Raw genomic sequence first — 14,794 nt, 5'->3', positions numbered from 1 at the left:
CGAAATTCTGAACGGATGGTCAAAGACAGGCGAAAAACAGGCAGATTCAATGTCTTGCTGCAGACAGAACCTCGAAACGTTATTACTATTTCAGGCACAGCACAGGTATAAAGAGGTTAAAGAACCCCTAACTTATTGACTCTGCTTTTTATCGGCCACTACGATTAAGTCGACGGAGGATGCTCAGGTATGCGATTTCATCCTTGGCTCGTCTCGTCGGGGTTTGAACCTCCAAAGGGAGAATTGGCATGAAGAAGCTCATGACAATGGCCCGGCAGTTCCGCGATGACGAACACGGCGCTGCCATGGTCGAATATACTATCCTGCTCGGCATCATCACGGTCGCAGTGATCGCTACCATCATTCTTGTCGGTGCCTGGGTTGCCGGCCAATGGACAACGCTCCTAGGGCAGCTGCCGTGATATCTTGATTGTCATTATCGACGCCGGGGGCTCTCCCGGCGTCGATCCAGGCGGTGGGTGAAGGAGTCTGGCGGGGAAAGAAAGTGCGTGCAAACACTGTCATTATGATCGTTCTCGCCGGCGTATTCGGCGTGCTCGCAGTGGTTCTCGCCAATATCTGGCTGACCAGTCAACGCAGCGCTATGGCGAACACGGACGTGCCGCGCGACACCATTGTGGTGGCAGCCGTGTCGTTGAAATTCGGCGACACGCTGTCGGCCGATAAGCTGCGTGAAATCACATGGCCGGCGGGGGCGGTTCCGGCCGGTGCTTTCAAGACGACAAAAGATCTACTCGCTGGCGAAGGCACAAAGCAGGCGCTGCAGGCGATCGGCGCCAATGAACCCGTTCTCGCCACCAAGATTACCGGCCCTGGCCAGCGCGCCACGCTTTCGGCGGTGCTCGGCGAAGGCATGAAAGCTGTTTCCATCAGAGTCAACGACGTGCTCGGCGTCGCAGGATTCGTTTTCCCAGGTGATCGGGTCGACGTGCTCTTGACCCGGACCGTGCGAAATGCTGGAGGTGCGGACCAGAGTTTCGTCGACGTGCTGTTGCAGAGCATGAAGGTGCTCGCCGTCGACCAGGTCGCCGATGAAAGCACGGATAGTCCGACAGTGGTGAAATCGGTGACCGTAGAGGCCAGCACCAAGGACGCTCAGAAGCTGACGCTGGCCGCCGGCGCCGGCCAGTTGTCGCTGGCGCTTCGCCAGGCAGCAGCCAGCAAGGACGAGATCACCCAACGTATCACCCTTTCCGACCTGACCGGCGAAACGCCGGCCGATGTCGCAGCCAGGCAGGCCGAACTCGCCAGGCAGGCGACAGCCGATGCTGCTGCGGCAGCCGAGCGCAAGCGAGCGGACGACAAGATCAATGGCCTGACTCGGGCCGTCGAACAGGTCGGAACCCGGCTCGACGACTTGAGCAAAGCAAAGCCTGCTCCGGCCGTGACCTCGGCACCCGAGGCGCAAGAGGTCGTTAAGGAAGTGATCAAATATGTGCAGCCGGAGCCGTCAGCCCGTGCGACTATCGGCGTTTTTCGGGGCGTGAAGCTCGAAACATATGATGTACCGCGACAAAGATAACTCTGGTATATTGGGATAAAGAGCGTCCGAAGAGCCGCCAAAAAGAGGGGAACGTAGATGCGAACGGTCCGGGAAACACTGGCAGCCGCCGCGCTGGCCTGTTCGGTGATATTACTGCCGATCGGCCTTGAGGCTACGGCAGCCGATCGCCGCATCGACGTGTCGAACCCCAGCGTCCATCGTATCTTCCTGCCCATGTCGCAATCAGTGACGATCGAAGTGAACGCCACTCTTGGCGATATCGTCGTCGCCGACGAGAAGATCGCAGATGCCCAGCCGATGACAGACAAGACGCTCTATGTCATTGCCAAGGGCGCCGGTACCACCACCGTCAATCTCTTTTCCGAAGACAAGCGCTCGCTTGGCGTAATCCAGATCGAGGTCGGCGTCGACGTCAATGATATGGCGCAGGCAATTCGACAGGTAGCGCCCAGATCGCGGATCGATATCGGCTCGGTCAATGGCAAGGTCCGGCTTGGCGGGCATGTGAAGGACGGTGCCACGCTGGCGTCGATCCTGGAAGTGGCCCAGCAATACGGTCCCGACGCGATTATCAATGCCGTTACCGTTGATGACAGCCAGCAAGTTAATCTGGAAGTGCGCGTGCTTGAGGCCAAGCGCAATGCCGGTCGCGACCTTGGTGTGTCGATCCGGAGCACGAACAACAGCGGAACGACCCGAACTGGAACGGGCATTGCCGCCGTCGATGAAGATAACGTGGTGCTCGGACCGGGCGGTCTGCTCACTGGCCTGCTGTCGAATACCAATCCATTCGCGGCGCTGATCACTCGCGTCATCGACAGCAACATCAAGGTCGATCTGATCATCGAGGCGCTTGAGGCAAAGGGTGTCGTGCGCATGTTGGCCGAGCCCAATCTCACCACACTTTCCGGCGAGTCGGCCAGCTTCAACGCCGGCGGTGAAGTACCCATCCGCAGCCTCAACAGCGATGGCCAGATCAACATTGTGTACAAGCAGTTCGGCGTGAATCTGCAGTTCACGCCAATCGTGCTCAACGACGACAAGATCCATATCGAGCTAGCGCCGGAGGTAAGTGACCTGAACGGCTTCACGCCGGCCGGCGACCCGATCTTCACCACCCGCAAGCTGGCGACCGTCGTCGAGTTGCGCGACGGTCAGAGTTTCGCCGTCGGCGGGCTCTTGTCCAGCAAGAATACCAAAATCCAGAGGCAGGTACCATGGCTGGGCCAAGTGCCGATTGTCGGCGCGCTGTTCCACAATTCAAGCAATCAGAAGGAAGAGACCGAACTGGTCGTCATCGTCACCCCGCATATCGTTCGCCCGGTGAAACCCGGCGAGCAACTGGCGACCCCATTCGACAAGACACGGCCGGCCAACGACCCGGAATTTTTCGTGCTCGGCCAACTGGAGGTAACCAAGGACATGGTGCGCAAATATGAACTGGGCGAAGGCGTCGTCGGCCCCTATGGCCACATGCTCGACCTGAAATCCAAGGACAAGATGATCTATGTCAAGAAATAGGGTGTTGATCATGCTTTTGTGCGCCAGCGGGCTGACGGGCTGCGCGGACTATCTGAACCGCTACGACACGGTGACATTGGCCGCGGGCGACACCCAGAAATACAATTCGCTTCTGCAGACGGTCGACCCTCTCAATCCGGCGTCGAAAAGGACCGCTATTGAGGGGGATGGCGCGCGCGCTGCAGCTCTTGCCCAGAGTTACAAGTTCCCACCGCCACCGCCGCCGCCGCCGGCGATCACGGTCAATGTCGGGACGCCGAAAGACTGAGCGGATTGAACGGAAGGGATCAGCGCGTCAGGTAAACGAAGGATCCTGGCGTCAAGGAGCAAAAGAGCAAGGCCATGCTGCGTATTATTCGCGCGTTCTGGCACGATCAGAGCGGAATAGCGCTGATATTGGTCAGCGTCATGCTGCCGGCGATCATCGGATTTTCTCTGCTGGTGATCGATATGAGCCGGGTCAACAACCTGCATAACGATCTGCAGAAGGGGGCTGATGCGTTTGCGCTGGCAGGCGCGGCTGAGCTGGATGGGACATCGGACGCTATCAGCCGTGCTGACAGGGCGATCGCTACGCTGGTAAGCAATCGATACACCTTCTCGACCGCCGGCCCTCCTCAAACGCTCGCTTCCGCCGGAGTAACACGCCGATATCTTCGCTCGTTGCCGGCCACCGACAATCTCCCCATTGTGCCCGCCAATGTGATCACCGACGAGCTGAATGACGCCAAACTTGCCCGTTTTGTTGAAGTCACTGTAACCCCGGTCGGGTTTGCCGCAATCTTCCCGGCTTCCTTCTTGTCATCCCGCGCGAGCAACAGTTTCAATGTCGGCGCAGTCGCTGTGGCGGGCTTCACCTCCGGCGTCTGCGATTTCACGCCGGTCTTTATGTGCAACCCCTACGAGACGGTGAACGGGACGAATGCAGCGGGCGGATACACACTTGAGCAAGCCATCGCAAATCCGGCTGTCCATCGTCGACTGATCGAACTGAGGAAGGTCGGAAACGGGGCTGCCGCTGGTCCTGGTAACTTCGGCTTCCTCGAACCTCCGGCCGGTGTGGGGAACGGTGCTCAAGCTCTCGCTCAGACGATTGCAACATCAAGGCCAGTTGGTTGCTACAGTTCCGCCAGCGTTACCACGAAGACTGGCCAAAACGCCGGCCCAGTGCAAGACGCCTTCAATGTTCGTTTCGGCATTGCGGCAAGCGGCAACCATTTCAATAGTGCTGAATACGGTCCAGCCGCGAACGTCCGCAAAGGGGCAATCAAGACCCGAGGAAGCGCAAACCAATGTCCTTCCATGAACCAACTTTCATTCACCCAAGCTGGAACAATGGGCCTTCCACGCGACGCGGCCACTCCATACCTCGGCGGCCGGATGGGCGATGGAAATTGGAATTTCTCAGGTTACTGGAGCACCAACTTTGGTTCCGCTGCCTACCCATCTTCATGGAATACGACCAAGCCGACGCGCTATCAGGTCTACCGTTACGAAATATCGGCCGGGTTGGTAGGCACGGCGTCGACCGGTGGAGAGATCGGAACCCCGTCGGCAGCTTGCCAGCCCGCTGTCACGACGGTTGACCGTCGGTTGATTTACGGCGCGATCCTGAACTGCAATGCACTCCAAGCTGCCGGCAACAATCTGTCCGGCCACAGCACGGATCTGCCGGTCCAAGCTTTTGCAAGCTTTTTGCTCACTGAACCAGTTGCGTCCCCATCGGAAGATGCATCCGTGATGGTTGAACTGGTGGACGTTACTGGGGGTGGTGGCCAGGGCACGCTTGACAATTTCCTCCGCGACGAAGCTCAGCTTTACCGGTGATGGCCATGTTTGGAACGCTGTTGCGTCATCTCGATAGATTTCGATGCGACCAGCGCGGTGCAGTGCTCATCGAAATGACGCTGATCACGCCGCTGATGCTGATTTTGGCGAGTGGCGTGTTCGAATTCGGCAATCTGATTCACGAAAAACTCCTGATGGAAGCCGGGCTTTCAGATGCAAGCCGCTTCGCCGCGCGCTGCAACAGCCAATTGTATACACAAGCCGGGCTTGCAGCGATCAACTGCGCCGACATTGCTGCAAATATCGCTGTGTTCGGCAATGCGGCGGGAACAGGCAGTGCACGCGTCAGCGGCTGGCAGAAATCGAATGTGACGGTGACAATCGCTGCCGCCGGTTCCTGCCATGACGCTGTGGTCGCCGGCGTCGCCCAATATCGATCAACCACCGCGCAGGTCTGTATCGTCAGGGCTGCGGGTACCTTGGCGTACAGCGGGGTCGGCATGCTATCGATCATCGGCATCGGCCCGATCACGCTGAACGGCTCTCACGAGGAGCGGCTGATCCGGTTCTGATCATGATCAAGCGTTTTGCGGAATCGGACGACGGCGCGGCGATGGTCGAAATGACCATCGTTTCGACGCTGCTGTTTGCCCTTGTCCTCGGTTTCGTCGATTTCGCTCACGCCTTCTACCAATGGAACGCTGCTACCAAGGCGGTCCAGCTCGGCGCCCGGATGGCCTCGATTTCAGACCCCATTGCGACGGCCCTTGCGACTGCGGCGCCGACGACGACACCGGGTGCGCCAGTCGTTGCCGCGGCATATGGGCCCTTCGTCTGCACATATACTGCTGGTACAGGGGCTTGCACCAACGGGGGCGTATTCAATGCCGCCAACTTCAGCCGTGTCTTCCGCGGGGACACGGCAAACACCAACAACGATGCCTGTCCCCCACTCGCAGCAAATCAACGGCCCGGAATGTGCCATTTCTTTCCGCGCTTGCGCCGCGACAACGTGGTGGTCACCTACAGCGCGACTGGCTTGAGCTATCAGACCCGGCTGGGCGGACCGGTGCCGACAATCACCGTAAGTCTTCAAAACGTGACCTTTCAGTTCTTCTTTCTGCAAGGGCTGATGGGCTTTGCGAACGTCACCATGCCGTCCATGCTAAGCACGGTCACGGGCGAAGACCTGAAGAGCACATCACCATGAACGCTATCAACACCAAGGTTCTCCCAACCAAACGAAAGCAGGTCGCCCTGTTCTCGTCGGATTCGCAATTCAGACACGACGTGGCGACGCGGCTCGATGCGCTGGCGATCTATGATGTCCGGATTTCCGAAACGGATGACTTTCTCAAAGGCCCGACCCCCGACACGCGGCCGGGCATCGTAATCCTCGACTTTGCAAATGGCGATCTGCTTGGCAAGCCCGGCATTGTCGAGGGGCGCGCCCTGTGGGCGGCCGTGCCGCTGATTGCGGTTTCAGACGAGCTGACCTCTGAACAGACGCGCATCCTGGTGCGCATGAACGCCTCGGACTGGCTGCACAAACCACTCGATGCCAAGGAGCTTCTGAATGCGGTCACCTTTCACGACACCGGCAACCAGGGCACCAAGAGCCGCATCATCACCTTCATCAGCGCTAGCGGCGGCGCCGGCGCCACGACGTTCGCTTTGTCGGCCGCGGACTTCCTGGCCTCGAAATCCACCGAACGTGCAGCTTCGACCTGCCTCGTCGACCTCGATTTCCAAAGCGCCAATTGTGGCGCCTATCTCAACCTCTTCAACCAGTTCGACCTTGCCGGCATCATCGGCCAGCCGGAACGGCTCGATGTTGAACTGATGGACGTCATCAAGCTCTCGCGCCCGTCCGGCCTGACGCTGTACGCCTTCGAACGGCCGCAACTCCCATTCGAGCCGCAGGGCGCGGATTTCGTGTTCCGGCTGCTGGACCTCGTCGCCTATCGCTTCGATGACATCGTCATCGACCTGCCCAACATCGAAACTCCCTGGCAGAATCCTGTGCTTTCCACGAGCGACGCGATCTTCATCGTGTTCGAGCTCAACGTCGCCTCGCTGCGGCAGGGCAAGCGGCTCTACAAGAAGATCCGCGATTTGCGCGGCAATTCGGTGAACATCACGCTGGTCGCCAACAAGCACAGGCGCAAATGGTTCGGCAACCACTTTTCGCGCAGCGAACTCGAAAGGATATTCAAGGCACCGCACATAAAATCGGTTACCTTGGACAATGCGCTGCTGACCGATGCGCTGAACCGAGCCATCATGCCTTCCGAGGTGGACGGGCGGGCACGCTTCAACAAGGATCTGAAGCGGATGTTCAAAGAGCGGCTCGATGACACTGCCCGGTAGATATCGCTTCGTTCCAACGCTTGCGGGCGCCTGCATCCTGGGCCTGGCGTTGGGGGCACCGGCCTGGGACTGCGCCCATGCCCGCTCCGCGTTATCGAACCAGCCGCCGCTGCCAGCCATGGGCCCCAGCCTGCGCAAGTTCGTTGTTTTCCAAACCGCGGAACAGCCGGGCACGATCATTATCCGCAAGCAGGAGAAGGCGCTCTATCTTGTGACCCGAGAGGGTGAGGCGCTGCGCTACCAGATCAGCGTCGGGCGTGACGGATTTGGCTGGACCGGCGCTGTTGAAGTGGGGGCGAAAACCGAATGGCCGGAATGGCGCCCACCGAGAGAAATGCGCGCGCGCCAGCCGGAGCTGCCGGAGATGGTGCCGGCCGGTCCCTACAATCCGCTCGGCGCACGGGCGCTCTACTTATCGCGAGACGGGCACGACACGCTTTATCGCATACACGGCACCAACGACCCTTCAGGCGTTGGCTTCGACGGCACATCGGGATGCTTTCGTCTTACCAACACCGATGTGATCGATCTTTTCAGGCGCGTCTCGGTCGGTGCAAAGGTGGTGGTCCAATGACGATGATTAGCGACCCGGACATGCCGGCGATCGACATTGGGCCTGGGACCCAACCTATAGAGCAAGCTGTCGCTGGGAAACCGAGCAATGTCACGATAATCGGCGTTGTCGCTGCAGGCGCCTTGCTGATCACAGCCGCAAATTTAACAGCCGCGATCTATCTCTTCAGCGGCATCAACGAGCTGCGCTCTGTCGAAGGGAGGCTGGAACAGCTCGGATCGTTCGAGCAACGGATTGCGGCCCGGCTCGACACCGTCAATAACGGTTTCCAAAGCCGGTTCGAAAAACTGGACAATCAACTGCAGGGTAGCTTCAGCCAGATCAACGGCAGCATTGCCCGGATTGAACAGAACTTGCCGCTGGTCCACGACGACGCTTCTAGCGTGGCGGAGCCTCTTGTTGAGACGACCAGCGCCACGGCGGAGCCGCTCAGCGATCTCGATGGTGAAGAAGCGACCGAACGCAGTATCGTGGAAGCACCACGCCCGCCCAAAAAGAGGAGCGCAACACCGGTGCCTCCTGCCCCAAGCTCCTCCTACCGGCGCATAGAGCAGCCTGACGGCAAGGTGTATTATCGCAAGATCGATTAGAGCGGGATACGGGAGCGTAGGGAATGCTTGCCAGAGAAGATCGTCCGCCGCTTTTGGCGTCGCGCGTGTCGCGACAGACGAATCGACGCTCGAAAGGGAGGCAAGACTTATTTGGTCATCCGGGACATGATGTGCTCAGTCGACATCGAGACGGGCAATACGACACTGAGTTACCTTTTGAAGCCGACCATCAAGGCGTCAGGAGATCATGAGTGAGCGCTATCGCCACCTGTCCTCCCACCAATCGTGATCGGCTGCTTCTAACGATCACGAAAGAGGATTTCGGGCTGGAATTCCGGGTGGTCGCGCGTGGCGGCATACGCCGCGGCATCCGTCTGGAAAAGGCTTTCTGGATATCTCTGAAGCAGATGGCTGAAAGTAGGAAATGCACTATTGGCATGCTGATCGAGGAGATCGCCGAAAGTGCGACCAACACTGGTAACCTGACATCGGCGATACGGGTGGCTTGCATAAACGGGCTCGCCGATGAAAACATCGTCCTGCGGAAGCTTACATCGATCAGGACGATCAATGCCATATTGCTTGCCTGCCCCTCGCCCGCTTTTGCCTTGGCGTCATCGAAGAAGATCCTGACGTTCAATGCTTCGTTCCAGCAATTGGTCAAGCGTCAGTTGCCGATCGGAGCAAACAATGATGCACGACTAAATCTCAAGCTGGCGCTGGATCTTAATGTCGCCGACATCTTTGCCCAACTCGACGCCGGCGAAGTACCGATCGCCAGCGGCTTTGTAATCGCGGCCGGCGAACGTCGGTATCGAGGTCAATTGAATATGGTACGGGCGCCCGTACCAGAACCGGAGTTGTTGATGGCGTTCGTCAACGGTTAGAGCTGCGGCCTCAGGGAGCGAGGCTCAATCCGGGCTGAAGATGCCTCATTTCGGGCGAATAGGAACTGTCTGCGCGCCTTCGCTTGGACCCGACCGCTATGGCCAGCCCGACGGCCCACGCCGCAGGAGCGGATTCTTTCATTACAATGAAGGGCGACAACCTCGAAGAGAGAGGGCATGACGACGTACTGGCGCCAGAGAAGGCTTGGCGAGCGGAAAGCGGAATTGGATCCGAAGCGGGCTGATCGCCGCGCGAATCCGCGGCGAAAGGCTGCGTCCAAGAAGACATTTCGCAGGACCGAACACATGTGTTGGCTGGAAAATAGAAGGCTTAACCGCTCCGCGAAGCTCATTGCCGAAGCTGAGCATGCCGAACGTACCGAAAAGACAGCAAGATTGAGATCGCTTCGGATGGCAGCTCAGAGCGACCAGAAGGCTCCGTTCCTTGAGGAACTCGATTGCTCTCTACTTGTCGCCGCATTGACTCAAGGCGAGTTATCGGCTGAACCTGCCGACGGCCTGAATGATCGAATTGGCAGGGGCCGAGCAAGGGCAGCGGGCAAAAACCAGTATTCGTCCGCGCTCGCCATTTCGAATTAGCGAGTGTTCCCTCGTTCGATGATTCAGAAGGCGATCTTGACACCTGGCCTGCCGCTGACAGTGGAACTGTCTTGAGACCACTGGCCGCGAATTTCACTGCTGAGCGTGGTCGATTGCGTTGAACCCAGACGACATTGTGACATTGCCACGAGAAGTCTGCGTCTTCAAACTCACTCTCTCTGCCCTCAACGCTTGCCGTGTTGGAATAGCCGAAGCGCTCCTGGATATCCGCTCGCGCATAGGGGCTGATCACCATACCGTCGCCGAACAGAAAATCGGCGTAAACTCCAGGTTCGAACTTGACTGCGCCAAACGACAAACGGCTCTTCCGATACGAGACCTGAGCCCGTCAACAGCGCAGCCTTGGCAAGTTTTTGGCTACCCTGCAGACCCATTGGGCCCCATTTCCATCATCGATGCCGCAGCTTTGATGTTCGCCGCACCTTGGCTTCGCACGCCTACAAGTTCGGTCTCCATGCTGCTCTCGATTGGCTGCCAGTCTCTGCAGGATTAGCTGTCGTGGCCTACTTCACAGTCGTTGCCGATAATTAGAAGCCGTGTGGCAAGGTACTTGCGTTGGTGGGATCGCGTGTCATCATCCCTCATGACCAAGGATGAAGCGGAACAGGCCGTTCGCTATTTCTGTACGAAATGGGCCGAGGAGCGCGGACTTCCTCATGCGCCTGAGAATCCAAATTTTTCCGACTTCTTTTCCTAGCTTGAGCAGAAGTCTCCTGGTCACCTGAAATTCCGGAGTAGCACTCCAGTGCGCGATGACGTGGAGCGATGGTTTGTCGATGAATTCAAGCAGGGCTGGCGCTACTAATTTAGCGGTCTTCCTTACGGCGAAATAGCCGCCTCGAACGCTTGGATTTTTAGATGCAATTCCTTGGGAGCTTGAGAATCTCAAGCCTAACCGGCCCGCGGCTCCAGCCTTCTCGCGCAAGCATAACGACATGTAGGCGCGACTGCGGAGTGCATCTTTAATCGATTGACTCGTGTGATGCACCGGCAGTTAATTGCCCGGTTGGTCCTGACAAAAGAGGGGCAGGAAATTGGGAGCAAACGATGACGGTGCAGAAGGAAGACTATCGAACGAATAGGGCCGACTATGCCATTGCTGCGATGCCTAGCCGAGCTACCGCTGAAGGCGTTCGCGACGATTTACTGGCAAGAAAGAAGTCTCTGTGGCTAAAAGATCGGCGATCTGCGAATTTGGCTGCAAACCCGTCGGAAAGCTCGCCAGAACCGAAGGCCAAACCGCGCGGTTAGCGACAGCACCTCTTCTTGGTGCCTTATCAAGTACGCTCCTTGCAGCGGCGAAGTTTTGTGCGCGATGCTCTGCCGTTACAGGACACGGCTTGAACGCTGCCGCGCGAGATTCCTATTGGGCCGCACCTAAATTCCAGATGTCCCGATGCAGGCGCCACGTCCCGTCGTCGCCTTGTTTCCACACGACGATCTAGTTGCGCGCCACGGTGGAGAGGGCGCCGTTTGCTCGGCACACCGAGCGAAATGCGCCAACTTCGTAGGCGAGATTCCCGCTCCCTTCTGGCGGTCGCCCGACTGGAACCCCGAACTTTTGCGAATTGTTGGCGGATCCGACAGGACTCTGAGGTATAGCTAAGATTGCCTTAGCTCGTGCCCGAGCATGTTCCCGTCTTCGATCATCTGCGGGGTCATCCCAACATCTTCTATGGCATGGGCTTCAACGGAACCGGCATTGCACAGACGCCGATCGGCGGCCGCGTCGCCGCGTCCTGGCCAGTCTGGTGCTCGAGCGCAAGGATCGGCGGAGCGCCAGCGGTCTGGTCGGGATCGACCGGCGGCTGGCATTGCCTCCAGAGCCGTTCCGCTATCTCGGCGCCAGACTTGTGCGCGGCGCTATCCGGCGCAAGAACGACATCGAGATCCGCAACGGGAACCCGGATGTTCTCACCCGTTTTCTTGCGCAGCTCACGCCGGGGCATCGTAAGCAGTAGTAGTCGTGCCCAGCAGTCCGCCTGGGCTGTCATTCAGCCGAGCCGATCCGCACCGGCCGGTGTTACTGTAGGTAAGCGAAGGCGACAAGGCAGTACAATCTCCCTGGATGGCATCGACCCCGGCGTAGAGGCGCTGCAATTCAGCTCCAGCCGGACCGTCGCGGCCGGAGATCAGACGGCCTGGCGGTTGCGATGGACCGCAATTGAGTTACGCTCCACCAAGCGGGCCGCCAGCACACGGTGCTCGAAAGGCAAAGTGGCCTCCCCTAACCTCCTCAAGAGAAGCTCCGCCGCGGCCGCTCCGATCAAATGCGCCGGCTGCGCGATGGCTGTGATCCCCTGTGCCACGAATTGCATCCAGTCGAGATCGTCGAAGCAAAGCAGCGAAAGGTCTCCTGGGATCACAAGCTTCAGTGCCGATGTGGCCTCCAGAACGCCTGTCGACATCACGCCATCGGCGGTAAACAGGGCGGACGGCGCATTGCGCATTGTCAGCAGATCGAGTGCCTCCTTGCGGGCCGCCTCGCTAGAATAGATCGCCACGCGGCGGATCAACTGCGGATCCGGCGTAATGCCCGCGGCGCGATGGGCTTCGAGGTAACCTAATAGCCTTTGCCAGCTTGGATGATGATAGCGAATATCAGCGCTGGAGAGATCGGCATTTGCCACAAACGAGCCAACACCATCGCGTTGGCCCGGCCCGAGCTCGGCCAGAATTCCAATGCGGCTGTGTCCGGCACCGATCATCGCCGCGATGCTGCTACGCGTTACGGAAACATTGTCGACCACGACTGAATCGGTTTCCAGGCCCGCAACCACGCGGTCGAACTGCACGACGGGACAGCGGGCTGCGACTGCCTCACGAAGATGATCCGGTTCGTCCACGAAAGTCGATGAGACAATCAAACCGTCGACCTGCTTTTCCAGCAGCAGCTGCACCGCCTCTCGCTCGAGCTCGGCATTTTCGTCACTATTCGTAACGATAACCCCGAAGCCGCCACGGCGCGCCATATCCCCTATTCCGCGAAGCACGCTCGCGTAGAACGGGCTTTCGATGTCGCCAACCACAACTCCGATAGTCTGCGTCTTACCGGTGATCAGACCTTTGGCCAGGCGATTGGGGCGATAGCCCAGCTCAGCTGCAGCGGCACGCACCTTCTCCTGGACCTCGGGGCTGCTGTAGCCGTAGTCACCAAGTACACGCCCCGCCGTGGCGGAACTCACCCCGGCCCGGCGAGCGACCTCTATGATGGTTGCGTTTTTCGACAATCTTTCAGTCACTCGGCAAACTCCGCCGCCAAGGCGCGCGTTGTGACGGCGACCTAGCGGCAGTTAAGCCCGCCCCGCAAGGCCGAACACTGCAACCCCCGCGGTTGCGCACATCATTGCAATCACAGTACCTCTGACAGAAAGCGCCGAAGACGTGGACTCTGCGGATTGTCGAAAAGGTCCTCAGGCCGTCCTGCCTCGACGATCCGCCCCTCGTCCATGAACACGACCTGGTTCGCGACTTTGCGGGCAAAGTTCATCTCGTGTGTGACGACCACCATCGTCATCCCGCCGCGACCGAGATCGGCCATCAAATTGAGGACACCCTTGACCAATTCAGGATCGAGCGCGCTGGTGACTTCGTCGAACAGCATGATTTCGGGCTCGAGGGCGAGCGCACGCGCGATGGCCACCCGCTGCTGTTGCCCGCCCGAGAGATTGGCTGGCCGGTGATCCTTGCGCTCCAGCAGTCCGACTTCATGCAGCCTCGCCAAGGCCGCGCCCTCAGCCTCCTCGCGCGACATGCGTTTCACCTTGCGCAGAGCCAGGGTGATGTTGGCGAGCGCGCTGCGGTCGGGGAACAGATTGAACTGCTGGAAAACCATGCCGACGCGCCGCCGGAGTTGGTCAGGGGTTTGTTTGTAGATGCTTTCGCCGTCGAGCAGAATGTCACCGGCTCGACACTCTACGAGGCGATTGAGGCAACGCAGCAAGGTCGACTTGCCCGAGCCGGACGGACCGATGAGGCAGGTGACCGTCCCGGGCTGCACCTTCAGACTGACGTCATGAAGCACCTGGACGACGCCGTAAGCCATGTCGATATTCTTCACCTCGATGCCGCCGCCCTTGAAGCGTGTGGGCGCTGCTACAGGCAACGTCGCTGCGCCCGGCACGATCGCTTCGGCAAGCTCGGCGACTTCCTTGAGGCCGCTGTGCACGGCGGTGATACGTTTGCCAACGCGCATGCGCGCGTCGATATAGTTGACGAGGTGGGTTAGCGGGACCGTGATCACGAGATAGAACACGCCGGCCAGCAACAGCGGTGACAGATTGCCGGTCAGCACGGCCTGGTCCTGGCCGACGCGGAACAGTTCGCGTTCGGAAGCGAGCAGGCCAAGGAAATAGACCAGGCTGGAGTCTTTGACGTTGCCGATGAACTGGTTGACCAGTGCAGGCAGGACGCGGCGGATGCCTTGCGGAATCACCACCAAGCGCATGCCTTGGCCATACGTCATACCAAGAGTGCGGGTCGCGTCGATCTGACCACGCTCGACGCTTTGAATGCCGGCGCGGAAAATCTCCCCGATATAGGCGCCCGCAATCAGGCTGAGTGCCAGAATGCCTAGCGGATAAGGCGATGGACCGAACAGCTCTCGGCCCAACCGCGCGAAGCCCTGGCCAATGATCAAAATCGTGACAATGGCCGGGAGCCCGCGAAAGATATCGGTATAGACCCGCGCAAGGATTTTCAGCGGCTGGTTCTCGGAAATCCCCATCACGGCGAGTACGATACCGATCAGCGTCCCGAAAAACGTCGAGGCAAGGGCCAGGATCAGGGTGTTCTTGAGGCCGACCATCACCATGTTCGGCAGAACTTCTGCCATCGCCTGGAAATCAAGAAAGCTGCGGGCGAAGTTGTCGAACCAGCTCATATCAAGTCCATCTATAACTCGGCCGGGCACCGTTGCTCACGGGCCCGGCCGGAAACGATAACGAATACGCGCGAA

16 protein-coding genes are annotated in these 14,794 nt (G+C 59.0%); 14 read left to right on the top strand and 2 right to left on the bottom strand.

What is annotated here, in order from left to right; genetic code table 11:
• Positions 1-248 precede the first annotated feature (248 nt).
• The 14 genes from NKG60_RS05405 (at position 249) to NKG60_RS05340 (ending at position 11,798) form a co-directional block, all read left to right on the top strand.
• Positions 249-422: a Flp family type IVb pilin gene (locus NKG60_RS05405; protein WP_352862840.1), complete on the top strand. Its 174-nt coding sequence runs from the start codon at positions 249-251 to the stop codon at positions 420-422.
• 83 nt (positions 423-505) lie between these two features.
• Positions 506-1,543 carry a Flp pilus assembly protein CpaB gene (gene cpaB / locus NKG60_RS05400; protein ID WP_352862841.1) on the top strand — a complete coding sequence of 346 codons (1,038 nt, stop codon included), beginning with the start codon at positions 506-508 and terminating at the stop codon, positions 1,541-1,543.
• A gap of 57 nt (positions 1,544-1,600) precedes the next feature.
• On the top strand, positions 1,601-3,046 hold the full coding sequence (locus NKG60_RS05395) for a type II and III secretion system protein family protein (protein WP_352862842.1): 1,446 nt from the start codon (positions 1,601-1,603) through the stop codon (positions 3,044-3,046).
• Positions 3,047-3,056: 10 nt separating this feature from the next.
• On the top strand, positions 3,057-3,314 hold the full coding sequence (locus NKG60_RS05390; RefSeq protein ID WP_352974649.1) for a hypothetical protein: 258 nt from the start codon (positions 3,057-3,059) through the stop codon (positions 3,312-3,314).
• Positions 3,315-3,388: 74 nt separating this feature from the next.
• Complete coding sequence (locus NKG60_RS05385; protein WP_352862844.1) at positions 3,389-4,873, top strand: TadE/TadG family type IV pilus assembly protein; 1,485 nt, start codon at positions 3,389-3,391, stop codon at positions 4,871-4,873.
• Positions 4,873-5,406 (top strand): TadE/TadG family type IV pilus assembly protein, encoded by a 534-nt coding sequence (locus NKG60_RS05380; protein ID WP_352974308.1) that lies wholly within the window; start codon positions 4,873-4,875, stop codon positions 5,404-5,406. Before NKG60_RS05385 ends, NKG60_RS05380 begins: the two co-directional genes overlap by 1 nt.
• 2 nt (positions 5,407-5,408) lie before the next feature.
• Positions 5,409-6,044 (top strand): TadE/TadG family type IV pilus assembly protein, encoded by a 636-nt coding sequence (locus tag NKG60_RS05375; RefSeq protein ID WP_352862846.1) that lies wholly within the window; start codon positions 5,409-5,411, stop codon positions 6,042-6,044.
• Positions 6,041-7,204 carry a CpaE/TadZ family protein gene (locus NKG60_RS05370; protein WP_352862847.1) on the top strand — a complete coding sequence of 388 codons (1,164 nt, stop codon included), beginning with the start codon at positions 6,041-6,043 and terminating at the stop codon, positions 7,202-7,204. The genes NKG60_RS05375 and NKG60_RS05370 overlap by 4 nt, the downstream gene beginning before the upstream one ends.
• Positions 7,188-7,778: a L,D-transpeptidase gene (locus NKG60_RS05365; protein ID WP_352974306.1), complete on the top strand. Its 591-nt coding sequence runs from the start codon at positions 7,188-7,190 to the stop codon at positions 7,776-7,778. The genes NKG60_RS05370 and NKG60_RS05365 overlap by 17 nt, the downstream gene beginning before the upstream one ends.
• Positions 7,775-8,368 (top strand): hypothetical protein, encoded by a 594-nt coding sequence (locus tag NKG60_RS05360; protein ID WP_352862849.1) that lies wholly within the window; start codon positions 7,775-7,777, stop codon positions 8,366-8,368. Before NKG60_RS05365 ends, NKG60_RS05360 begins: the two co-directional genes overlap by 4 nt.
• Before the next feature lie 212 nt (positions 8,369-8,580).
• On the top strand, positions 8,581-9,216 hold the full coding sequence (locus NKG60_RS05355; RefSeq protein ID WP_502911833.1) for a ribbon-helix-helix domain-containing protein: 636 nt from the start codon (positions 8,581-8,583) through the stop codon (positions 9,214-9,216).
• Between the two features lie 177 nt (positions 9,217-9,393).
• Complete coding sequence (locus tag NKG60_RS05350) at positions 9,394-9,816, top strand: hypothetical protein (protein ID WP_352862850.1); 423 nt, start codon at positions 9,394-9,396, stop codon at positions 9,814-9,816.
• Positions 9,817-10,884: 1,068 nt separating this feature from the next.
• Positions 10,885-11,088: a hypothetical protein gene (locus tag NKG60_RS05345; protein ID WP_352862851.1), complete on the top strand. Its 204-nt coding sequence runs from the start codon at positions 10,885-10,887 to the stop codon at positions 11,086-11,088.
• Positions 11,089-11,588: 500 nt separating this feature from the next.
• A complete protein-coding gene (locus NKG60_RS05340; RefSeq protein WP_352862852.1) occupies positions 11,589-11,798 on the top strand; it encodes a hypothetical protein in 210 nt (69 codons plus the stop codon).
• 171 nt (positions 11,799-11,969) lie between these two features.
• Here NKG60_RS05340 and NKG60_RS05335 read toward each other — a convergent pair whose 3' ends face one another.
• Together NKG60_RS05335 and NKG60_RS05330 are read right to left on the bottom strand one after the other, a co-directional pair.
• Positions 11,970-13,079 carry a LacI family DNA-binding transcriptional regulator gene (locus NKG60_RS05335; protein WP_352862853.1) on the bottom strand — a complete coding sequence of 370 codons (1,110 nt, stop codon included), beginning with the start codon at positions 13,077-13,079 and terminating at the stop codon, positions 11,970-11,972.
• A gap of 110 nt (positions 13,080-13,189) precedes the next feature.
• Positions 13,190-14,719, bottom strand: coding sequence for an amino acid ABC transporter permease/ATP-binding protein (locus NKG60_RS05330; RefSeq protein WP_352862854.1), 1,530 nt, complete (start codon positions 14,717-14,719; stop codon positions 13,190-13,192).
• Positions 14,720-14,794: the final 75 nt, after the last annotated feature.

It is taken from the genome of Mesorhizobium sp. M1428 (genome assembly GCF_040317515.1).
Lineage (GTDB): Bacteria > Pseudomonadota > Alphaproteobacteria > Rhizobiales > Rhizobiaceae > Mesorhizobium.
Note: the sequence above shows the minus strand (reverse complement) of the source record. Positions and strands in the feature narration are given on the sequence as shown.

What these genes read in the sequence shown, in the direction of transcription:
- NKG60_RS05375 (WP_352862846.1), top strand. Translation starts at nt 5,409, where the DNA reads ATGATCAAGCGTTTTGCGGAATCGGACGACGGCGCGGCGATGGTCGAA.
- NKG60_RS05330 (WP_352862854.1), bottom strand. Translation starts at nt 14,719, where the DNA reads ATGAGCTGGTTCGACAACTTCGCCCGCAGCTTTCTTGATTTCCAGGCG.
- NKG60_RS05385 (WP_352862844.1), top strand. Translation starts at nt 3,389, where the DNA reads ATGCTGCGTATTATTCGCGCGTTCTGGCACGATCAGAGCGGAATAGCG.
- NKG60_RS05380 (WP_352974308.1), top strand. Translation starts at nt 4,873, where the DNA reads ATGGCCATGTTTGGAACGCTGTTGCGTCATCTCGATAGATTTCGATGC.
- NKG60_RS05345 (WP_352862851.1), top strand. Translation starts at nt 10,885, where the DNA reads ATGACGGTGCAGAAGGAAGACTATCGAACGAATAGGGCCGACTATGCC.
- NKG60_RS05365 (WP_352974306.1), top strand. Translation starts at nt 7,188, where the DNA reads ATGACACTGCCCGGTAGATATCGCTTCGTTCCAACGCTTGCGGGCGCC.
- NKG60_RS05390 (WP_352974649.1), top strand. Translation starts at nt 3,057, where the DNA reads ATGCTTTTGTGCGCCAGCGGGCTGACGGGCTGCGCGGACTATCTGAAC.
- NKG60_RS05360 (WP_352862849.1), top strand. Translation starts at nt 7,775, where the DNA reads ATGACGATGATTAGCGACCCGGACATGCCGGCGATCGACATTGGGCCT.
- NKG60_RS05370 (WP_352862847.1), top strand. Translation starts at nt 6,041, where the DNA reads ATGAACGCTATCAACACCAAGGTTCTCCCAACCAAACGAAAGCAGGTC.
- NKG60_RS05395 (WP_352862842.1), top strand. Translation starts at nt 1,601, where the DNA reads ATGCGAACGGTCCGGGAAACACTGGCAGCCGCCGCGCTGGCCTGTTCG.
- NKG60_RS05405 (WP_352862840.1), top strand. Translation starts at nt 249, where the DNA reads ATGAAGAAGCTCATGACAATGGCCCGGCAGTTCCGCGATGACGAACAC.
- NKG60_RS05350 (WP_352862850.1), top strand. Translation starts at nt 9,394, where the DNA reads ATGACGACGTACTGGCGCCAGAGAAGGCTTGGCGAGCGGAAAGCGGAA.